This is a genomic window from Colwellia sp. MT41, assembly GCF_001444365.1.
Classification (GTDB): domain Bacteria; phylum Pseudomonadota; class Gammaproteobacteria; order Enterobacterales; family Alteromonadaceae; genus Colwellia; species Colwellia marinimaniae.
Genome location: NZ_CP013145.1, coordinates 277,503 through 299,004 on the forward strand (window position 1 = coordinate 277,503; position 21,502 = coordinate 299,004).

At 39.7% G+C, this 21,502-nt stretch carries 16 protein-coding genes and 3 pseudogenes; 5 read left to right on the forward strand and 14 right to left on the reverse strand.

Going from position 1 to position 21,502, the window contains the following annotated elements:
* Positions 1-15: 15 nt before the first annotated feature.
* From CMT41_RS01215 to CMT41_RS19860, 5 genes and pseudogenes are all read right to left on the reverse strand, one after another.
* A complete protein-coding gene (locus tag CMT41_RS01215; protein WP_058026121.1) occupies positions 16-3,099 on the reverse strand; it encodes a PqiB family protein in 3,084 nt (1,027 codons plus the stop codon).
* 2 nt (positions 3,100-3,101) lie between these two features.
* The gene (locus tag CMT41_RS01220; protein ID WP_058026122.1) at positions 3,102-3,788 is read right to left on the reverse strand and encodes a paraquat-inducible protein A; all 687 of its coding nucleotides are present in this window, start codon (positions 3,786-3,788) and stop codon (positions 3,102-3,104) included.
* Positions 3,775-4,422, reverse strand: coding sequence for a paraquat-inducible protein A (locus CMT41_RS01225; RefSeq protein ID WP_057179345.1), 648 nt, complete (start codon positions 4,420-4,422; stop codon positions 3,775-3,777). The genes CMT41_RS01220 and CMT41_RS01225 overlap by 14 nt, the downstream gene beginning before the upstream one ends.
* Before the next feature lie 132 nt (positions 4,423-4,554).
* Positions 4,555-5,097, reverse strand: coding sequence for a c-type cytochrome (locus CMT41_RS19855; protein WP_442855076.1), 543 nt, complete (start codon positions 5,095-5,097; stop codon positions 4,555-4,557).
* 144 nt (positions 5,098-5,241) lie between these two features.
* Positions 5,242-5,511, reverse strand: a pseudogene (locus CMT41_RS19860) (c-type cytochrome); the annotation flags it as partial.
* A gap of 244 nt (positions 5,512-5,755) precedes the next feature.
* Between CMT41_RS19860 and yihA the strand changes: the two are divergent.
* Positions 5,756-6,442: a ribosome biogenesis GTP-binding protein YihA/YsxC gene (gene yihA, locus CMT41_RS01235; RefSeq protein ID WP_057179361.1), complete on the forward strand. Its 687-nt coding sequence runs from the start codon at positions 5,756-5,758 to the stop codon at positions 6,440-6,442.
* 104 nt (positions 6,443-6,546) lie between these two features.
* Here yihA and CMT41_RS01240 read toward each other — a convergent pair whose 3' ends face one another.
* Positions 6,547-8,352 (reverse strand): ABC transporter ATP-binding protein/permease, encoded by a 1,806-nt coding sequence (locus CMT41_RS01240; RefSeq protein WP_057179347.1) that lies wholly within the window; start codon positions 8,350-8,352, stop codon positions 6,547-6,549.
* Between the two features lie 1,162 nt (positions 8,353-9,514).
* Between CMT41_RS01240 and CMT41_RS19305 the strand changes: the two genes are divergently transcribed.
* Both CMT41_RS19305 and CMT41_RS01250 read left to right on the forward strand, forming a co-directional pair.
* Positions 9,515-9,850 carry a helix-turn-helix transcriptional regulator gene (locus CMT41_RS19305; RefSeq protein ID WP_197410232.1) on the forward strand — a complete coding sequence of 112 codons (336 nt, stop codon included), beginning with the start codon at positions 9,515-9,517 and terminating at the stop codon, positions 9,848-9,850.
* Positions 9,847-11,121, forward strand: coding sequence for a HipA domain-containing protein (locus tag CMT41_RS01250; protein ID WP_058026124.1), 1,275 nt, complete (start codon positions 9,847-9,849; stop codon positions 11,119-11,121). Before CMT41_RS19305 ends, CMT41_RS01250 begins: the two co-directional genes overlap by 4 nt.
* A 44-nt stretch (positions 11,122-11,165) precedes the next feature.
* Here the strand turns inward: CMT41_RS01250 and CMT41_RS18430 are convergent.
* The 4 genes and pseudogenes from CMT41_RS18430 to CMT41_RS01260 all read right to left on the reverse strand — a co-directional run.
* Positions 11,166-11,445, reverse strand: a pseudogene (locus CMT41_RS18430) (IS66 family transposase); the annotation flags it as partial.
* Between the two features lie 323 nt (positions 11,446-11,768).
* On the reverse strand, positions 11,769-12,743 hold the full coding sequence (locus CMT41_RS01255) for a transposase (RefSeq protein WP_058026125.1): 975 nt from the start codon (positions 12,741-12,743) through the stop codon (positions 11,769-11,771).
* 89 nt (positions 12,744-12,832) lie between these two features.
* Positions 12,833-13,000: pseudogene (locus tag CMT41_RS18435) on the reverse strand (transposase); the annotation flags it as partial.
* Between the two features lie 538 nt (positions 13,001-13,538).
* Entirely contained in the window at positions 13,539-13,856 is a 318-nt protein-coding gene (locus CMT41_RS01260) for a hypothetical protein (RefSeq protein WP_058026126.1), read from the reverse strand.
* Positions 13,857-14,133: 277 nt separating this feature from the next.
* Here CMT41_RS01260 and CMT41_RS01265 point away from each other — a divergent pair, with 277 nt between their 5' ends.
* Together CMT41_RS01265 and CMT41_RS01270 are read left to right on the forward strand one after the other, a co-directional pair.
* The gene (locus tag CMT41_RS01265; RefSeq protein WP_058026127.1) at positions 14,134-15,600 is read left to right on the forward strand and encodes a methyl-accepting chemotaxis protein; all 1,467 of its coding nucleotides are present in this window, start codon (positions 14,134-14,136) and stop codon (positions 15,598-15,600) included.
* Positions 15,584-16,111 carry a DUF6436 domain-containing protein gene (locus tag CMT41_RS01270; RefSeq protein WP_058026128.1) on the forward strand — a complete coding sequence of 176 codons (528 nt, stop codon included), beginning with the start codon at positions 15,584-15,586 and terminating at the stop codon, positions 16,109-16,111. The genes CMT41_RS01265 and CMT41_RS01270 overlap by 17 nt, the downstream gene beginning before the upstream one ends.
* Positions 16,112-16,372: 261 nt before the next feature.
* On the opposite strand, the gene CMT41_RS01275 is transcribed toward CMT41_RS01270, so the two are convergent.
* From CMT41_RS01275 to CMT41_RS01290, 4 genes are all read right to left on the reverse strand, one after another.
* The gene (locus CMT41_RS01275; RefSeq protein WP_058026129.1) at positions 16,373-16,654 is read right to left on the reverse strand and encodes a hypothetical protein; all 282 of its coding nucleotides are present in this window, start codon (positions 16,652-16,654) and stop codon (positions 16,373-16,375) included.
* Positions 16,655-16,913: 259 nt separating this feature from the next.
* A complete protein-coding gene (locus tag CMT41_RS01280) occupies positions 16,914-17,297 on the reverse strand; it encodes an HsmA family protein (RefSeq protein ID WP_058026130.1) in 384 nt (127 codons plus the stop codon).
* A gap of 89 nt (positions 17,298-17,386) precedes the next feature.
* On the reverse strand, positions 17,387-18,157 hold the full coding sequence (locus tag CMT41_RS01285) for an MBL fold metallo-hydrolase (protein WP_058026131.1): 771 nt from the start codon (positions 18,155-18,157) through the stop codon (positions 17,387-17,389).
* A 252-nt stretch (positions 18,158-18,409) separates the two neighbouring features.
* A complete protein-coding gene (locus CMT41_RS01290; protein WP_058026132.1) occupies positions 18,410-21,502 on the reverse strand; it encodes an efflux RND transporter permease subunit in 3,093 nt (1,030 codons plus the stop codon).

Sequence of the window (21,502 nt, forward strand, 5' to 3'; positions counted from 1 at the left end):
AATTAAGTAATGCTTTTACTCAACTTTTGCCGCTTGTTGGTTAAGGGCTATCCTAGGCTGCCACTCCAACCAATCCTGATCAAGATCTTGATGCAAAATAAAGCTTAGTGGCAACTTGCTACTTTCATGCTCAAACTCCGGTGTTGCAAAGGCGACACCACCAGCAATCAGGGTTTCTATTGATTCAGAATCAATAGAAATGCCAGAGAAAATTCCGGCTTCAATCTTGATACCACTGGTGTTCCAAAATTGGCTTTTACCGTTCACCAGCGACGTGTAACGTTTGGCAATGTTAATAAAAACATTTACCTCATCCGCGCTAGGTGATAAATCAATACCAATCACTTTGCCGACTTTAATTTGACGATACAAAACAGGATTACCAACACGTACTGAGCCAAGACGGGTAGCGGTTAATTTTATATTTAAACCGTAAGCTAGTTGCTCAACGGTAGGTGCGAGTTCAAGTGCGGCAAACTCAAGTTGTTTAGCCTGAGATGAATGAGCGGGTAATAAACCAATAAAAGCACCCTCAAGTAAGGCGGCAATATTTTTTGAGCCGACTAAGCCAATTACTGGTTCTATTTTCCAAAACTTAGTGCCTTGTCGCGCATATTGGCTACCTAGATCATTTAATAACACCAGTGCGGTAACGCCGGCCTTATCTTCACTAAAAATCAAACGCTCAATTATGCCCATGGTTTGTTCTTGATAAACCACCTTGGTATTAACTTTTAAGCCGGAAAAATCGTTAAAATGTATGCTTATGCTTTGGCCGGCATCTTTTGCCTGCTCTTCATGTTTAAACAAGGTGAAGCTGGTCAACTCTGCAACGGGCGCACTGGTTGTTATCGAGCTAGTAAGCGCATTTTCAGGAGTATAAAAACTGATAGCGCCACGTAAAATAGCATCAAGAGATTCAGTTTTAACCACGAAGTCGCTTATGCCGCCAGAGATAGTAATACCGCTGGCATTATAAAAACGGCTGGTGCTTTGCACTAGGTCTTTATGCTCTTCATCTATGGTAATGCTGACTTTAATATTATCGGCCGCTTTATCTAGGCTGACATGGTCTACTTGACCAATGGTTATGCCGCGATAACTAATAGCACTACCCGGTGTCGCCACATTGGCGTGATCAGTGGTTAAGGTAAGCTGTAAACCTGGGGCGCTGGCTAATTTTATCGGTGGTTTGTTAAACAAGGTGAACTGCGTTTGTTTTGCACCTTGGCCAAGGTTAAAAGTGATGTAGCTACCGCCGAATAATGCCTCGGTATCGCTAGCACCAGAAAGGCTTAAGCTGGGTTTAACTAAATAAAACTGGGTATCTGTTGTTAATATATACTGATATTTAGCTAATAAGCCTACTTGCAGCTGCTGGTATTCACCGAGGATATTAATGTGGTGAATTGCGCCGATTTCAACACCACGATATAAAACTCGGGTATTGGTGGTGATTTTTTCACTTAGCGCGATACTTAGCGTGAAAGCAATATTTTGTGCAGCCAGTTTTTCATTGGCATAGAGGGTAAAACTATCACCATTATCAACAGCATTTTTCGGCTTAACCTGACTGCCATCCGTATTAGTAAAGGCAATACCACCGGTTAAGATAGTTTGTAATGACTGCGCTTGAATATCAATGCCCAGTAAACTTGCCGAGATTTTAATGCCGGAATTATTGTAAAAACGACTGCTGTTATTCACATAATGACTAAATTCTTTTTGCAGATGTATATGTATTAAATGCTGTTCAGGGGCCGTAGTTTCAATGGCTTGTATGTTACCAACTACTTGTTGCTTGTAATAAACATTGCTACCGACCTGTAAAGAACGGCGATCATTGCTTTTTAGTATTAAGTGCAAACCCGGTTCACTATATTTATAAGGCGGTTTACTATTAAAAACTTTAAATTTATTACTGGCTTTACCTGCTAATGAGGGTCTGATACTAATGTAGCTACCTGTTAATAAGGTTTTAGCGTTAGATAAGCCGGTAAGACTAATTTGTGGTGAAACAATATAAAATTGTGACTGCTCCGTTAAGTAAGGCACCACACGGGGATTCACTTTAGCGATGGCAGTAATTTTTCTCCTGACAGGGTCTATTTTACTGAATGACTCTATCACGCCTATGGTTAATCCTTGAAATAAAATGGCCGCATTGTGATCTATGCCGGAATTCCAATCTAGGATTAACTCGATTTCATGACCCATTTCCGCTGATTGAAAGTCAGCATGTAAGGGGTATTCTTGGCCATTCTTTGCTGGCGATAATTCTTCTTGGTAACTTAGGGTATCTACGGCAATGCCCCCGGCCATAATGGATGCTAAAGAATCGGTAGTGATCTTAAGGCCACCAGAGAGTGAGGCTGTAACTTGTATGCCACTGGTGTTATAAAATAGCGAGTTCTCTTTTACTAAGTGAGCAAACTCAGGCTTGATAAAAATATTGATGGCAATTTTTTTACTGCTTTCAATATAGTGATACCCTGTAACATAGCCAATAGGGATTTGTTTAAAGCTTATCGGTGAATTTTCACTAATAGAACCTAAAACATCAGTATGCAAGGTCAGGTGTAAACCTGGGGTCGACATATCTAATGTCGGGGCTTCAGCTAAGGCAATAAAGTGCTTCTGACTCGCCATATTTTTCCGGGTATCCGGTAATATAGTAATATAGCTACCGGAAATGAGGGTATCTAAGCCCGAGACACCTTGCAGGGAAATATCGGCACTGACTAACCAAAAACGGGTGTTTTCGGTTAAATATTCGGCGAAGTCTTTCGAGATTTCCACTTCGGCAATAACACTTTGTAAGTCTGGCGAAGGCACAACTTTTTTCACCAAGCCAGTGACTAAACCTTTATAGCGTACTTCGGTTTTATTGGGCACTATACCAGAGCCATTATCAAATTCTATGGTGATAATGGTGCCTTGTTCAGCAACCACCTTTACCGTAAGCCATATGCCAAAAATTAACGCGATAAAAGGCACAAACCAAATAATAGAAATCCCCTGACGCGGAACAACTTCTGCACGGTTATTCTTGGGTTGTTGATTATGCTCAGAGGTGGCAATATCTTTGTTCTTGGTCATTGCTATCCTTTTTCTTCTGGTAAAGTGGCTGGTAGAGTGTCGGGCAAGTTTGCTGACGGTAAGTGTGCTTGTTTTGCTGTATTCTTATCCGCTGCTTTATCCCATAATAAGCGTGGATCAAAACTGTTGGCAGCAAACATGGTGAAAATCACCGTAATGGTAAAATAATTTATCGCAGGACCTGCAGCTACCGAGGTAATAAAGCCAAGCTCTACCACGGTAACCATTAAAGCAACAACAAAGACATCAAGCATTGACCAAGGGCCTAAAAACTCAAGTATATGGTAAATTTTACTATGTCTATTTGGTTTTAAACGGATCCCTGTATGTGCTTTATAAACTAACACAAATAAACCAATAATTTTTATTAGCGGCACTATGATACTGGCGGTAAATATTATAATTGCTATCGGGTATAAACCCAGATCAATAAATTCGCCTATGCCTGACAAAATGTTGGCTTCATTAGGAATACCAAATTGATAGACAATCATTATCGGATAAAGGTTAGCCGGAATAAAAGCTAATAGGGCGGCAAAATTCCAAGCCAAGGTGTATTGTAAACTGTTGCGCTTACGTTGGTAAAACATACCATGACAGCGACTACACTGCTGAGGTTCGGCTTGTAAACTATTTAACTTATGGCATTTAGGACATAAGGATAAACCATTGCTTTTAGCTGTGTTCATTAGCACAGTTCCTTGGAAAAGCCCGCTCTAACTTATCCCAAATATAGTCTTGGTCGAGTGCTGCAGCAGACATAGTGGAGCAAATTAACCAGAAAACAAAAGCAAATAAACCCAGATTTATCGATAGTTCAGTATCATCAATTAATTTATACATAGAAACGACGATACCTAGCATAAAAACATTGAGCATAGCCCAGTTATCAAGATGATGATAAGCACGGAAAAAATTCAATAAAGATGGCTTTAGTTTATTAAATTTAAAGCAGTAGGAAATATAAAGTGCACCCGCTAGACGGACAATGGGCACGGCAATAGCAAAGAGAAATACTAAGCAAGCAATCATAAAAAAGCCACGATCAATCAATACCAAAATACAATCAAATAATGAGGCTTGATGAAATTGTCCTGCCAAGGTAATACCCATGAGCGGTAACAAAATTGCCGGTAACATTAACATTAAACCAGCAAGAGACCAGTGAAAGCTACGTTCAATGGAATCAACCTTACGTTCTATTAAGGTACTGCCGCAATGATTACATTTGGCTATTTGTCCTTGTTTTAATTGCGGCTTGTCATAAAGTGCATCACATTGTTGGCAAGCGACAAAGAAAGCTGGGTTTATTTTGTGGTCCATTTAATTGCTAGTTGTCCATTCACTTGCTCGCTGGCTATTTAATTGTCAGTTATGAAAAAGTACCATGAAAAAAAAAGCAGCGATAAACGCTGCTTTTTTTAGAAACTGGCTAATGAAGCAACCAAGCCATTATTATTTTAATGACGTGATGTATTGTGCAACAGCTTCAATATCAGCATCTGATAATTTAATGGCGATGTTACGCATAATGCCATTGTTATCATTACTACGGCTGGCGTCACGGAAGCTAGCAAGTTGCTTTTTCAAGTAATCTTTACTTTGGCCGGTAAGGCTTGGAAAACCAGCTTGTTTCATACCTTTACCCGCTACACCATGACAAGCAATACAAGCGGTCACACCTTTTTTAGCATCACCGCCAAAATATAATTTATGGCCGGCTTCATTTGACTCACCAGTACCAGCATTAGTACTTTGCACCGCGAAAAATGCGGCTAAGTCGTTGATGTCTTCTTTCGATAACGCGGCAACCATACCCGCCATTACTGGGTCTTTACGAGCCCCTGATTTGAAATCAGCTAATTGTTTGGCAAGATAGTTAGCACTTTGACCGGCAAGGCTTGGGTACATAGGGGCTGGGCTGTTACCGTCAGCGCCGTGACAGGCGGCACATGCTACCGCTTTATTTTTACCTGCTGCGACATTACCTGCGTAAATGGCTGCTGCTGGAGTAGAAGAAAGAACTTCAACATTACCGGCAACGGCTGCACTGCTTGGTGCTGTTTCTGCGCTAGAGCCTGTACTTGCTGATGCTGCAGCTTGTTCGTTGGCACTAGGTAAGCCGGAGAAGTGAGCTGCTAAATCAGCCATATCTGCATCAGATAGGTTAGCCGCCATAGGCGCCATCATGGCATCGGTACGAGCGCCTGATTTGAAATCTTTTAATTGCTTAATGATATAAGCGTCATTTTGACCGGCAAGGTTAGGAAATATTGGACTTGCACTAACGCCTGTAGGGCCATGACAGGCGCTACAAACAGCTGCTTTTTCTTTACCTGCGTTAGCATCTGCGGCTTGTGCAGCACTGACGGAACTTAAGGCTACAAGTAGCGAAAAGATAATTTTTTTCATTGAGTTGCTCTCTGCTTGTCATTAATTACCTAGCTGCTCGAATAATATAATCGCTATGTAATTAAAAAATGATAAAAAAGTATGATGGATGTGTCGGCATTTTACACGAATATTAGCACCTTGTAATAGTGGTGAGGCGAAATCCAGCAAAAAAATAGCTTATTTCACTGATTTGTGCATTTTTTTGATAATAAAAGCGGTAAAAAAACGCTATAATGGCGAAAATTTTAAACGAGTTAAGCCCTTGTCTTCTACAAAGATACATTTAAGTAAAGCCACCTTTACCATTAGCGCTCCAGATATTCGTCGTTTACCAGCTGATTCTGGTATCGAAGTCGCCTTTGCGGGTCGCTCTAATGCCGGTAAATCAAGCGCTTTGAATACGCTAACCAATCAACGAGGTTTAGCGCGCATAAGTAAAACCCCAGGTCGAACTCAGCTGATTAACGTATTTGAAGTGGCAGAGAATCGACGCCTTATTGATTTACCTGGTTATGGTTTTGCCAAAGTGCCATTAGAAATGAAGAAAAAATGGCAAAAAGCATTAGGTGAATATCTAGAAAAACGTAAATGCTTAAAAGGTTTAGTTATTTTAATGGATATACGTCATCCGCTAAAAGACTTAGATATGGATTTAATCCAATGGGCGGCAGATAGTGAATTAGCCGTGTTAGTCTTGTTAACTAAGTGTGACAAGTTATCACAAGGTAAACGTAGTGCTGAGGTGCTTAGCGTTAAAAAAGCATTAGCGCTATTAAATGCCGATATTAGAGTACAAGCTTTCTCATCACTAAAATATACTGGCAAAGAACAAGCTGATACCATTATTTGTGATTGGCTTGAACAAGAAGCCCAAGATTATGACTTGCCTGAAGCTGGTGATTTAGACGATGAAGATGAAAATATCTTACCCGAAGATTTTCAAAATTAATAAAACCAACTCAATCGACTAATCTAAAATGAAAAAAGGAGAACGCTTTAGCGGTTCTCCTTTTTTTTTGCATAGGTGTCTCGTCCTGAATTTTTTAAGTGAAGTTAGCTTATTTTTTTAAACTGTAACTCCACTAATCGCTGATATAAGTCACACGTTTGCAATAATGATTGGTGATCACCGATATCAACTAACTGGCCTTGATCTAATACGGCAATTTTATCAGCGTGTTGTATGGTTGAAAAGCGATGAGCAATAATAATGGTAGTACGGCCACGCATTAATTCCTCTAAAGCTTGTTGCACATGATGTTCACTTTCACTATCAAGGGCACTAGTCGCTTCGTCTAATAATAAAATATCTGGGTCTTTTAATATTGCACGAGCGATAGCTATACGCTGACGTTGCCCCCCAGACAGACGTACACCGCGCTCACCTAAAAAGCTATTGTAGCCTTGTGGTAATTGACTTATAAATTCATGAGCATGGGCTTTTTTAGCCGCTGAGATCACTTCTTCATCGCTAGCATCAGGTTTTCCGTAGCGTATATTATGAAAAACATCACTGCTAAATAGTGCGGGTTGTTGCGGCACTAGCGCCATTTTTTGGCGAAGATCTTTTGGATCAAGTTGACGTATATCAATCCCGCCCAAGGTAATACGGCCAGCTTGTGGATCATAAAAGCGCTGCAGCAGTTCGAATAATGTGGTTTTTCCTGCGCCGGAGGGACCCACTAAAGCCAATACTTTTCCTTGTTCAGCAATTAAATTTAGCCCCCTGGTTGCAGATTGATCTGGCCTTGAAGGGTAATTAAAGCTCACTTCCTCAAAGGCGATTTCTGCGGAGAGTTTTTTTGCTGAGATAATATTGTCAACAGGGGGAAGAATATGGCTTTCAACTTGTAAAATCTCAATTAATCTCTCGGTCGCACCGGCGGCACGTTGTAATTCCCCTAAAACTTCTGAAATAGTTGCTAAAGAAGATGCAACTAAAATAGCATAAAATACAAAAGCGCCTAAATCACCACCGCTCATTTTACCTTGAATAACATCGCTGCCACCGACCCATAACATGCCGGTAATAGCGCCAAAAACAATAATAATAACACCGGCTATTAACGTGGCGCGTTGCTGTATGCGGCTACGGCCAATCTCAAATGACTTTTCAACTTCCACAGCAAACGCGCGTCTTTCATGCTGTTCATGGGTATAACTTTGCACTGTTTTAATATGTTCAATGGCTTCACCAGCATAGCTGCCAACATCGGCCATGGAATCTTGGCTTTTACGTGATAATTTTCTTACTTTACGGCCATAAAATAAAATAGGCACCAAAATAAACGGCACGGCTATTAAAACAATAACGGTTAATTTAATATTGGTGGCAAATAGCATTACCAAGGCGCCAATAAGCATTAATACACTGCGAATCGCCATGGAAAATGAAGAGCCAATAATACTTTGTAATAAAGTGGTGTCAGTGGTGATACGCGACATGATATCGCCGCTGCCATGGGTCTCAAAGTAGCTCGGGTGCAAGGTTATGACATGATTAAACACCGCCAAACGCATATCAGCACTCACTCGCTCACCTATCCATGAAACTAGATAAAAACGGGCAAAGGTACCGCCGGCAATTAATACTATGATGGCTAAGATAAAGAGCACCGCGTGCTGTAATTGTTCAATTGACTGTTGAGCAAAGCCCTCATCAATAAGCATTCTAACGCCTTGCCCAACGGACAACATTACCCCAGCAGTAAAAATAAGGGCGATAAAGGCCGCTAACACCTGACCATTATAGGGACGAATAAATTGCAAAAGTTCAAAGAGTATGGCTATTTTTTTATCTTGATGCTTTGGTCTTGAGTCTGTGTCTTTTAGTGCGCTGTTTGAGGAATGTTCAGACATAAGGTCCCTTAGTTTCTGCTAGTTAGATGTAAGTAACATAACTAGCTGATGAATATAGTGCCTATAGTTTACGTGGTTAGCTAACGCTGAACTAGGCAGTTGTATTTTAATATGGGGGCATTAGCGAAAAATAACGCTAACTTACCATTAAAGATGTAAGAGCAAGTTACCCCATTAAGGTGATTTTACCCGTGGTGTCGGGGAAGTTATCTATTAAAGGGCTCACCTTAGCAGGGCTTAAAAGAGCAAACAGTACTATTTGCTAATTTTAAGACATAAAAAAGCCGATGATAATATCTCCACTAATAAATAGTTAAGAATTACATCGGCATAGTTAGCTTATGGGGAAGCTACAAAAAATTATTACAATAAGTGTTCGCTTAAGAACAAGTGTACTATAGAGCAAGAACTCTATATAAGTAAAGCTATTTATAAAGTATAAGCTCTATTTTATTTGTTCTGGATGATTATTCGTGCGTTTGTACCTGTGTGGATAGACATTACTAATGAAACTTTTGGACACAAAATGAGCTTGATGTGTTTTGCACAATATTCACTAATGCCACGAGCAAGCATGACCGCATTTACCACAGAGCCGACTAAAGCAGAAATCTAGGTAAAGTCAGGTATATGATCTGAAAGCGGACTCTGGGCTACCTTAATCACTGCGCCTTGTTGCTTTGGGGTCAAAGCAATGACTTCATCACTACCAAATGTGTTTATACGATCGATAACGCCAGTAGCTAAACTATCAATAACAGATGGGTCGAGATTATGGCTTTTGGCACAGCGAGCGGCTAAGGCTCTGATTGATGTTTGTACTTTTTCACTGAGGTGTTTACGGAATTCGTACTTGATTTCATGATGGTACCTTGATTGTTTAGCGTGGGATAATTATGTCAAAAGTGGGATTATTGGCAGATAACTAAGCTGCGAACCGGTTATTTTCTTTTTGACTTTTTGAGTGGTTTTATCAAACTTATCAATAACCTTGTGAACTACTTGGAGATAAATTCACACGAACGGGTGAAAGATACTAAAATACACATGTTTTCTGATTAAATTAAGTCGATCGGCTGAATTCACTTGAACGAGTGAAAACAATTGATCTTTTTGATTGTAAGGCTATAATTCATGCATACGCGTGAAATATAGGTGGTTTATGGAAATTCAAATACAGTCGGTTAAACAGCTTGGCTCTGTCAGTAAATTGATCAGGAAAAGCCAAGGTTTTGATCAAGCGACATTGGGTGCATTTTCGAGTAATGGGATCAACTTTGTCAGTCAATTTGAAAACGGCAAGACAACGGTTGAAATAGGCCGTGTATTAGAAGTGTTGGATACGCTAGGTATAAAGTTGTCTATCGATATTCCAATACCCCATGATAATAATTTGAAACGCAGGTTATATAAATCCTTACATGACGCTGGCGTGAATGTAGAAAAGGCAACAAGTAAAGACGGTAAGAATACATTTGTAATGAGAGCGTTTCAATGACAGTTAGAAAGCTAAACGTTTATGCTAACGACAGTCTGATGGGAGTACTCTTTGATGAGAAAAATATTTGGGCTTTCCAATACGAGCTGTCATGGTTAGAAACAGAAGGTTCTTACGCGCTTTGTCCTGACATACCACTTAATGTTGAAAAGCAAATTGATGGCAGTTCAACGCGCCCTATCCAACACTTTTTTGACAACCTACTGCCCGAAGAAAATGCTCGTCAGTTGCTTGCCAATGATCTAGAAGTAAAAGATATATACGATACTTTTTTAATTTTGCAAAAATCTGGTAAAGAGTCAGCTGGTGCTTTGACGATCACTTCAGAAGATATGTTACTTCCAAAACGAACGATGGAGTTGCTTTCAAATGAAGAATTAAATGATCGGATCAAGAATCTACCAAAGTATCCTTTAAATAATAAAAAGACTAAGCGAATGTCACTTGCCGGTGCCCAACATAAAATGTTGGTGATCATGCAAGGTGATGAAATTTTCGAGCCGAATTTCTCGATGCCTTCAACTCACATCTTAAAGCCTGATCATTCAGTTCCAGAAGAATATTGGCAAACTACAATGAATGAGTGGTTTGTAATGATGTTAGCTGATGCCGTTGGTCTTGATGTGCCACCTGTTCGTATACTCTATACGCCTGAACCCATTTATTTAATTGAAAGGTTTGATAGACAGGGAGAGTTTCCTAAACATGAAAGAATTCATATTATAGATGCTTGTCAATTAATGGGGGTGGGTAAAGGTGGCAAGTACACGTTATCAAACGTGGAGACCTACAAAAAGGTGATTGCTGCGTCTAGGCCAAAGGCAATAACAATAATGAGGCTTTATAAGTGGGTATTATTTAATCTGCTTATTGGTAATGGTGATGCACATCTAAAGAACTTGAGTTTTTATCAAGTGGGGAAAGGTTCAGTATTGTCACCATTTTATGATTTATTGAGTACTGTCATTTACGCAGAACCTCATAAGACATTAAACGAAAAGTTATCTATTGCCATTGGTGGTAAAGAGAGGTTTGAAGACGTTGCATATGCTGACCTTGAAGTTTTTGCTGGCGAAATTGGTTTGCCATTAAAGATCATGAAAAAAGAGACTGCTAATATGGTCGATATAATTGAACGTGAGTTTGATGCTCTCTACGATCTGGTGGTTAAAGCTCCAGTGAACGATCAAAAAGCAGGAGAACTACGTATGCTTAGAGAGATAAAGTATAGAGTATTGATACCGATCCTAAAGAATATAGCGATCGATTAGCAAGTTACATTTAGAATGTTGAGTAAGCGTATAGGGAACGGCACCTAGCCGCGCTCAATATTCCATGGTAACAGCGGTTCAAGGTTGTTTGGTTGCTCAACAATATGTTGCAAGCATCTTGAGATATAATCATGCACGACTAGGCCATTAGCCTTAGCCGTTTCAACGAGACTATAGAGAATAGCACTCGCATGAGCGCCATTGCATGTATTTGAACAGCCATGCCTTGCGACCTATCACAAACGGTTTTGTTGCCCGCTCTGCTCGATTGTTATCAATCGATAGTCTGCCATCTTCAAGGTAGCGTTGGAATTTATCAAACTGATTTAAACTTTAGCTCAAAAACACCAAAACACCAGACACCCACTCAAAATAATTAATACATAAGTTCAATAAATCTGCGTTACTGATTGACATTGAGAAGTGGTTTCTTTGATTTTTAAACAAAACACCAGACACCCACTCAAAATAATTAATACATAAGTTCAATAAATCTGCGTTACTGATTTACATTGAGAAGTGGTTTCTTTGATTTTTATTGTGTCGAATAGAATATTAATAACAATGCAAAAAAACAGAGAATTCATCAAATTAAAGGCACAACTAGCCTTAAGTGAGTAATTTATCCCGATGAGTTATATGGATTATTAAGCAAGCAACTTTTGGCAAATTGACACCGTTGCGCGTTTTTTTAAGTGCTGATGCTCACAAAAATCCGTGAGTGCTTGCGCTCTACCCACTGCGCCATGGAAACACTGCCTAAATTGTGTAGTTAACACCAACCAGTTTTCGTGACTTATGCCTAAGCGGGTTAATATTTCAGGTTGATCTTTGTCAATATAACCGCGTTTATCGGCTCGAATACAACGACCAGTTACATCAACCAATTGTATATAGTCACTTAATTCAAACGGTAAACCTGTAGGCATGTTCTTTCTTGGGTTACCGATAAAGGGCAGTAGTTGTTGGGCTTGTTCACCCTTAATCGCCGCTTTTATTCGTCGTTGAATGCTGGTGTAGTTGGATGTTTCTGGGGTTTTAGCTACCTTAGCTCTAATTGGGTTTAAATCGACATAAGCCATACAAGCGATTAACGCCGCTTCATCAAGCAAGGCTTGAGATTTAAAACGTCCTTCCCAAAACCTGCCGGTACACCCATCTTCAAGATTGGCTTGTTTAGCGATAGTTTCATTTAAAATACGCATAAACCAACTGATATCCATCAGGCGCTGACGGTAAACCTTGGTGGTTTGTTCGACGACTTGTTGTAGTGTGTCAATGAGTGGCTCACCCCGTAAATATTGCTGGGTTAGCAAGGTACCTTTAAATAACCGATGCCAACGGCTAATCACTTCATGCATTGTCCATGACTTAGCTTGCTGCTCATCAATAAATAATACCAAATGGGTATGATTACTCATGACCGCATAAGCACAGACATCAATCGCAAACACCTCACTTAATACCTGTAGTTTATCGGCGACCCAACCACGTCTATGCTCATAACTTTGCCCGGTGTGCTTATCTTCACCACACAGATATGCCCGCCGAACACAACGAGATACACAATGATAATAAGGCGTGTCAACTAAGCTTATTTGTTGTTTTCTTGCCGTGGCCATAATAACTCTCAATGGAAACTTATTGATTATTATTTAAGCATAGTAGAGTCACTCATTATTTCCATTTGAGTGGGTGTCTTTTATATTCCCTCACTTAATACCTGTAGTTTATCGGCGACCCAACCACGTCTATGCTCATAACTTTGCCCGGTGTGCTTATCTTCACCACACAGATATGCCCGCCGAACACAACGAGATACACAATGATAATAAGGCGTGTCAACTAAGCTTATTTGTTGTTTTCTTGCCGTGGCCATAATAACTCTCAATGGAAACTTATTGATTATTATTTAAGCATAGTAGAGTCACTCATTATTTCCATTTGAGTGGGTGTCTTTTATATTCTTCTTTGAGTGGGTGTCTTTTATATTCTTCTTTGAGTGGATGTCTTTTATATTCTTTTTATATTCTTATGATAATAAGGCGTGTCAACTAAGCTTATTTGTTGTTTTCTTGCCGTGGCCATAATAACTCTCAATGGAAACTTATTGATTATTATTTAAGCATAGTAGAGTCACTCATTATTTCCATTTGAGTGGGTGTCTTTTATATTCTTCTATTCATTGGCTAAAAGTTAAGGTTCTCTAATATCACAGAGTGAACGTTAATATTGTTCTGTCTCGACACCTTCTTAATGGCTCTCAACCTGATGGCTTGAACTTAGATTTAGTTCAAGAACCATCACTGCTGAAACAGTTAGTTTTGCTTAGTTTTCTTGTTGAGATAATCTCACTACTGATGTATATCATTACCCCGTTTTGTTGGTCACTAAACTTGTCGTAAATGCATTGTGGATTAATGGATTGTGCGCTCTTGCCTGTCCCACAGGCTTCCTTGCCAATGTGAGATCGTTCCAGAGGCTTCACAAGTGTCGCAATGCCATTCAATCAAACCCAGGGCAATACCTGTTGCCGCAATGCCCCCTAGACAAAAAAGTTCATCAGCTCGGCTGTTGCATTGTAAATCAACATCAATGAGTGGTTGCTCTATATTTTCAGAAATCGATGACACAATTTTGGTCAGAAATTTGAAAACCGTTTTTGCTTGTTCAGTAAGCTCTAGTACGTTACCTTCTTCGTCAAGGAAATCTCTTAAATTTGCTTTTAACGCCATACATTTTATCAATCATAAAAGGTTAAGCTAGCTAACATATAGCAGTTAAAGCTCTCGGTACATCATTTCTACTTTAATATTCTATTTTGCCCTGATGTCGACAAAGCCCCCCATGAAAACATCGCAGACCTTTACCCCTGATCATGCTTCGATTACGACAAAGTAGCTCAAGATAACTAGTTAGGTCAATGGCTAGTCTTTTTTCATAAGACCCCGATATAACAATTCTAAACTATAATTTATAGACTTTAAATTATTCAGTATGAATGAGAGAATTATGAATAAAACTAATCAACTATTCAGTTATCTTTTTAGTGCCTTATTTGCTGAGAGCCTATTGTTAGCGGTACTTTTTGATTCATATCTTTCTGCTTTTGTTATCGGTATACCTGCCTTATTGGTACCCTTATATTTTAATCGAACGGCGCCTAAATCGGCAATTACTAAGCATGTGTCCGCACTTGCAACTATGATTTTTGCCGCCCTTCATATCCATCAAGCAAACGGTCTAATAGAAGTACATTTTGAGATATTCATTTTGATGGCATGTTTGATTATTTATCAAGATTGGCGAGTCTTTATTACCGCTGTGTTGGTTATCGCGGTGCACCATGTTTCTTTTTATTTCCTACAAATCAATGATGTTGGCGTATTTATATTTGACCAAGGCAGACTGGTATTTAGCACCGTAATAATTCATGCCGTGTACGCCATCATAGAAGCTGTTATAGCCGGATATATGGCAAAAACAATGGCAGAAGAGAGTAAAGCAGGGCAAGAGCTATCGAGGGTAGCAACGGCAATAGCCGCGGATATAAATGCGATAGACTTGAGCATAAAAACAACGGCTGACAATAATAGTACCTTAGTTTCATTTAACCAACTCTTAGAGCTATTGTATCGTGTCATCACTGGGGTAAAAGAGCAAGTAATTGAACTTAATAGCAATTCAAGTAATTTAATGAAGACTAAAGATGATTTGGAGAAATCTTCATCACAACGCCAACAAGAAACCGATACTATTGCCACCTCTGCGGAAGAAATGGCGGTAACCGTTGCCTCAATTGCCGAAGAAACCAGTCAGTTAAGTGATCAAATGCAAGAAGCAAATAATTACACCCAGACAGCAAATGAAGATATTCTTAAAATTAATGAACAAAACAAAAACCTCACTTCTGCGCTGGAAAAAACCAGTGAACAAGTAACAGAGTTGGCTAACTCGACCGATGCTATTGCCAAGGTATTAACAGAAATTACTAGCATAGCAGACCAAACAAACTTATTAGCATTAAACGCGGCAATTGAAGCTGCAAGAGCTGGAGAGCAAGGTCGAGGCTTTGCCGTGGTTGCTGATGAAGTGCGTGCTTTAGCTAATCGCACGAAAGAAAGTACGGATAAAATTGGAGCGACTTTGTCTCTATTACAGAATTATTCTAAATTAGTCACCGATTCAATGACGAGTAGTCTGGAAATCGTTCTTACTGTTATTGAAAGTGCCAATAAAGCGCAAGAGCAAATAGCCCAAGCATCAAGTTTAGTTGAGCAAGCAAGTGCTATTTCTATCAATGTAGCAGCAGCGGTTGAACAACAAGCAACGACAACTGAGGATATTGCAAAAAGTGCTGAGATGCTCCGAAGTACAGTGCAGCTTGATATTGAAAAAGTGGAAATACTAGGTCAAGAATCAATTAGGGTAAGCAAAACCGCAAGTGAAATGGAGCATAATATTGCCCGATTTAAATAATAACTTAACCAAGTTTCAATTTACTATAATCATTATTTGGCTAAGTTTTACTGTGGCAGCTTTTTATTACTTTGTCATGAATAAATTGGTCAGCTTTGATGTTGACAATAAGCTGCTAGGCATTGGTCATCAACAACTTGCCACTTTGTTAACACCCTATATAGCACCTGGGCGGCAAGGTGTAGGGAATACTGTGCTACATTTTTCTCAGCCAAACTGTGATTGTCAGCAATATAGTAAAGCGCATATTCAGGATATCAATTTAATAGCGAGCGATAATGAATTTACTATCATCAAGGTTGTTATTCATGAACATAAGATTATTCCCGCTACGCCATCGGTTGCTATTTTCGATGCTCTGGGAGACATTATTTACTTTGGTCCTTATGGACAAGGCCTAGCCTGTTCACAAACTTCAGGATATGCACAAACCATGTTAAATAACCTTATCAAAGGATATAAAGCACACATCATCATTAAAGAAGCAAAGGGCTGCTATTGTTCAGTATAAGTTTTTATAACTAGAGCTTGTAAACGAAATTACCTCATCACTAAAGCTATGAAAACCGTAGTGCAAGTTTGATTTTCATGGCTGGTAACTTCTGCTTGGTGTTGTGACTTAAAGATATTTTTTCCGTAAAACTTTCATTGTTTGTTCGCCATTTTTTACAGTTCAGCAAACATTGCTCAATAATTTTCCTTAATTTCCCTTAATTTTCATAGCCCGACAATTATTTATGACTGAAGATAATATTTGAGAGAGCAATAAATACTATTTTCGTATATGAATATTTACTTGAGTATTAATAGTCCCTTCTTTATCAATGGCAATGACCGCCTCATTAAGCAACATGACTACCTGGGTTATTTCATCTTCGGTGCGAATAAAGCTAAGTTCATAGCCATAATTATGCATTGAACTGACAGACGCTTGCTGGGCAACACTCAGTTGCGTCCATAATGCATGTGTACTCGGGCAAACATGCCTGCGTTCGTCTGGCTCTATTTCATTTTTACGGGTTAAATTCTTGGTGTTATTAATAGCAGAAGACATAGGACATTGCATCCTTGTAACACGACAATGGGTAGCTAAGGTATAGCAGTTTTCAATTTATATTCAATCAGAATGCAGGTTTTATAGTCGTTGTTAGCAAGCCAAGTGTTGTTTTTTAACCTAGGGTGAGAGTTTAGCACGGGTATTTTATTAGGGTAAATGAGGCGATACGGACAGCTTTTAAAAGGAGAATTGTCATACCTCAGCAATAATTCAACCATTTTGCCTATGCACAGATGACAGAACTATTGCTGGTTAATCATTTCCCTAAGCCACTAAGCCCAAGATACAGACCAGAAATATAGGAAATCATCCAGAAAGCCCAAACAAGGATGCTAAAGCGGTGGAAAGTTTTTTGCAGCTCTATATCATTATTCCGGATAGCGATGAATGCCCAACAAAAATGGAAAATCATCAAGAAAAGCCCTAAGAAGCCCGAAATTGAATGAGCAGTAAAGATAAGATGGCCGACATGCAGGTACATCATGATAGTGCCAATAGTATCGGTAATGACTCCCAGTCCAAACATGGTTAAATGCCACTTCTTTAATTTTTTATGGCAATAGTCATTCCAGATACCAATAGAATAAAAGATCAGGGCGAGGGTGAAAAAAATGGCTCCCGATAAAATTAACGGTGTCACAGCTTTATCCTTTAGATAGCGTCAAAGGCATGATTTTAATCTAATTGATAATTAATTGCATTAGTGAGTTGTTACAGTACATTAATATTTTACTTAATAGTGTTATTTTTAGGCATAAACTTTATTAAACTCTTGAGCTTTGTCTTAACAGAGCGCCAATGAGTTCTAGGGATTTTAGGAGCTAGCGCCAATAAATGTTGAAAATCATGCTCAGATAGATGTACTTCCCCGCCATGCGCAAGAATAATGCTGTCGGCCTGTAGCGCGATTATTTTGTGCAGTGATGCTCGATACCTATTTGGGTGAAAAATAGGGAAGGGCGGAATAAATTTGTTTTTAACTTTAACCATTAAATCGGCAACATAGACTTTATTGCTGGGCAGGTGATGTAAAGATAAATCTCTATCAGTATGCCCTTGAGTGGCTAAGGCCACCCAATCAGAAAACCCGGGTAACGCCTCGCCATCATCTAATTTATAGTCAGCTTTGAGTTGGCTTGAATACCAAATGTTCTTACTGGGTCTTTTCATGCGTTTGGCTACCCATTTAGCCAGTAGTATGTCGGTAAGATGCATAAGCCGACCATCTAAGCCTGAATACCATTGGCCACTGACATTGGCGGTGGCAATTTTACAGCCGGTTATTTCTCGTATCTTATTAGCGGCGCCAGCGTGATCGGGATGCATATGAGTTACCACCACTAAGGTTATATCACTAAAGGAACGCTGTAAGGTTTGTGTGATAAAGTGCTTTAGTACCGAGATGTCTGAGCGACAGCAACCATCAAGCAGCAGTAACTTATCGGGATATTCAGCTAGTAAAATTGTTTGAATATGCCCGTCAAGGTGATGTAGTTTCATAGCGATAAAACAGCTCAGTAAATAGGTGGGTATCTCAAGGTTACAGTATAAGAAACTGCTTAAGAGCGCACTGTTTTTTTGAATTAAGTGAATAAAAAATCACAGTATTAGTCTTGAATGGTAACGGGTATATACTAGCTTGAATAGCCTTTATCTTTAGGTTGAAAGTCATTCCGCTTATTCAGCGAGCGTTTGGCTTGAAAACCACCCACAGGATCTTGGTGGGTGGTTTTATCAACTAGCTAAAATACTTTAATTAAGTACTTTTTCTAGGGCTTCTTCAGATACGTCAAATTCGTGTTCGTCCAACTTGTGCCTGGTTTCCGCCAGTAATAAATAAAAGCTAGGTAAAATAAATAAGGTAAAGATAGTGCCAATAAACATACCAGCCACTAAAATTATGCCTATGCTGTTACGCGCTTCTGCGCCTGCACCAGTAACCAATACTAAGGGAAAATGCCCGAGTATTGTTGCTGCTGAGGTCATTAAAATAGGCCGTAACCGTGTCGTTGCCGCTTCAGTGACCGCCGTGAGTTTATTGGCGCCAAGCTCTTGGGCATGGTTGGCAAATTCAACAATTAAAATACCATTTTTAGCAATTAAGCCAATCAAGGTAATCAAACCTATTTGCGAATAAATATTAATGGTGGTTAATTCCATATAAGGGATTAATAACGCACCCGATAGCGCTAACGGTACACAACCTAGCAGCACCACTAAGGGATCTCTAAAGCTATTAAATTGTATGGCTAATACCAAGAAAACAATCAATAAAGAAACCGCCAATACCATAATTAAGGTATTACCTTCTTGGCGTAACTGTCTAGATTCACCAGCGTAGTCAATAGAGTAGCCTAAAGGTAATATTTCTTTGGCTGCCTTTTCAAGGGCTGATAACGCTGCTTCTTTGTTTGATCCCGGTGCGACACCACCGTAAATTCTAAACGAAGCTTGTTGAGCAAAGGTACCGAGTTGTCTCGGCACCGTTTTCCATTTTAACTCAGCCACCGCTGAGACAGGTAATAGCTCGCCGGTAGGTAATTTAATATTCAATGATAAAATTGCTTCGGTTTTACTGCGTACTTCATCATTAACGATGGGAATAACGCGATAAGCTTTACCGTTAGCATCAAAGCGATTAACAAAGTTACTCGATAATAAAACACTCAGTTGCTCACTAATTTGTCTGACAGTCATACCTAAATCAGCAATTTTTTCTCGATTTAATTGCAGTTCCACTTGTGGCAGGTCTATTTTTAAGTCGGTATCAGCGAAAAGAAATTGTCCACTGGCAAAGGCTGCTCCGACAAGTTGATCGGCATATTGCTTCATTTCACTATAGGGCGCTGAGGCTTTAACAATCATGTCAATTTCAAACTGACCTGAACTCGGTAAAGACGAGGGGAGAATTGGAAACATATTCAGCCCAGGTATTTGTGCTAACTTCCCGTAAATACGCGGCACTAATGACTGGGCGCTGTAGTCGCGTTCATCGGCACTGACTAACTCTAAACCGCCAAAACCACCACCGCCAAAGATGATCTGCCAAACTTTCTTACCGCCTTCTATTTCTTGCAAGCTCTCTACTACTGGGTTCATTTGTGCGACGTTATAAGCGAGCGAAGCATCAGGAGGTGATTGAATAACAAACATGACCATTGATTGATCTTCTATGGGCGCAAGTTCTTTTTTCGAGTGTAGATAAAAAGGCACATTAAGTAGCGATATCACTAGAGCAATAAGAAATACTTGTCCTTGCCACTTAAAAATCTTATGTAACAGCTTGGCGTAGCTGCTCTGCAATTTTTCAAAAAGGTGATTTACTTTACGGGTGAACCAACCTTCATCACCGCCTTTAGGAGCAACATATGCGCTCATAATGGGTGATAAGGTAACGGCAACAATCCCTGAAATAATAACGGCAATCGCTAAGGTAAAAGCGAACTCTTTGAATAATACCCCAGTCAGACCAGACAAAAATCCGATAGGTGCATAAACTGCTGCCAGTGTTAAGGTCATTGAGATAATGGGCACCAAGAGTTGGCGCGAACTAATCAAGGCAGCATCAAATCTTGACATGCCTTGACGCATCAGTCTGGCAACATTTTCTACTACCACAATGGCATCATCAACCACTAAACCCACCGAGAGTACGATAGCTAACACGGTTAATAGGTTTAACGAAAAACCCATCATAGTCATAGCGGCAATAGCCCCTAAAATAGAAATAGGTATGGTGATTAATGGCACTATGGCGCTTCTAAAAGAGCCCATAAGTAGTACCACTACCAAGCCAACTAAAAAGACTGTTTCAGCTAAGGTGGTAAAAATCTCAGTTAAGGCATCGCGCATATACAAGGTGCCATCGTAAGCATAACCAATGGAAATACCGTTGGGTAGAGTTTTGTTTAGCTCAGCTACTGTTTTATATAACCTATCACCAATGGCAATTTCATTAGCGCCAGGCAGTGGCCAAATAGAAATATAAACGGCATCTTGATCATTTAATCTAGCGGTGACACTGCTATCTTCTGCGGCTAGCTCAATTTTTGCGACATCTCTTAAATAGATATTCGCGCCATCTAGCTCACTGACCACCAATTGTTCAAACTCTTCGACACTGCTGAGTTGGGTATTAGCAACGATATCAATTTTTTGCCGACTATTTTCTACATAACCCAAAGTGGCTATGGTGTTGTTTGCTGCTAAGGCTTGATAAACATCACTGGCGCTTAAGTTAAATATTTGCAGTGCCTCTGGATCTAACCAGACACGCATTGCCGGTGTTCGAGCGCCCTCAATACCAACTCTTTGTACACCTTCAATAGCATTTAAAATCGGATTAACTTGGCGAATTAAATAATCGGTAATGCGTGATAAGTCATTACCGTTGGCATGAACATTTAAATAAAACACCGCAAAAGGTCTATCGGCACGACTCACTGATACCATGGGGTCTTGCGCGCCAGCAGGTAACTCAAAACGAATTTGACTTAAACGAGCGGTTAATTCAGCTAGCGCCAAGGTCGAATTTTCATTGAGTTTTAGCCAAGCGGTAACTTTCGAACTGCCAGATGTGCTGGTCGATTCGACATATTCAACGCCTGGCACAGTAGCGGCAACACGCTCAATTGGCTCGGTAACAAAACCTTGCACTACATCAGCGGCAGCGCCGATGTAATAGGTCTCAATTACTAATGAGGCACTTTCAATTTTTGGAAATTGCAGTACCGGAATTTTACTTGCTGACCATAGGCCGGCAATACAAATAATAATAGACAAAACAATGGCGACTACAGGTCGCTTGACAAAGATGTCCATAATCGATGGTTTATTTTCTTGCAT

Excerpts from the sequence above, each read along its gene's own strand:
- CMT41_RS01265 (WP_058026127.1), top strand. The coding sequence starts at position 14,134 with ATGAATAAAACTAATCAACTATTCAGTTATCTTTTTAGTGCCTTATTT.
- CMT41_RS19305 (WP_197410232.1), top strand. The coding sequence starts at position 9,515 with ATGGAAATTCAAATACAGTCGGTTAAACAGCTTGGCTCTGTCAGTAAA.
- CMT41_RS01250 (WP_058026124.1), top strand. The coding sequence starts at position 9,847 with ATGACAGTTAGAAAGCTAAACGTTTATGCTAACGACAGTCTGATGGGA.
- CMT41_RS01285 (WP_058026131.1), bottom strand. The coding sequence starts at position 18,157 with ATGAAACTACATCACCTTGACGGGCATATTCAAACAATTTTACTAGCT.
- CMT41_RS01255 (WP_058026125.1), bottom strand. The coding sequence starts at position 12,743 with ATGGCCACGGCAAGAAAACAACAAATAAGCTTAGTTGACACGCCTTAT.
- CMT41_RS01220 (WP_058026122.1), bottom strand. The coding sequence starts at position 3,788 with ATGAACACAGCTAAAAGCAATGGTTTATCCTTATGTCCTAAATGCCAT.
- CMT41_RS01260 (WP_058026126.1), bottom strand. The coding sequence starts at position 13,856 with ATGGCGTTAAAAGCAAATTTAAGAGATTTCCTTGACGAAGAAGGTAAC.
- CMT41_RS01275 (WP_058026129.1), bottom strand. The coding sequence starts at position 16,654 with ATGTCTTCTGCTATTAATAACACCAAGAATTTAACCCGTAAAAATGAA.
- CMT41_RS01215 (WP_058026121.1), bottom strand. The coding sequence starts at position 3,099 with ATGACCAAGAACAAAGATATTGCCACCTCTGAGCATAATCAACAACCC.
- CMT41_RS01290 (WP_058026132.1), bottom strand. The coding sequence starts at position 21,502 with ATGCAAGAAAATAAACCATCGATTATGGACATCTTTGTCAAGCGACCT.
- CMT41_RS01240 (WP_057179347.1), bottom strand. The coding sequence starts at position 8,352 with ATGTCTGAACATTCCTCAAACAGCGCACTAAAAGACACAGACTCAAGA.
- CMT41_RS01225 (WP_057179345.1), bottom strand. The coding sequence starts at position 4,422 with ATGGACCACAAAATAAACCCAGCTTTCTTTGTCGCTTGCCAACAATGT.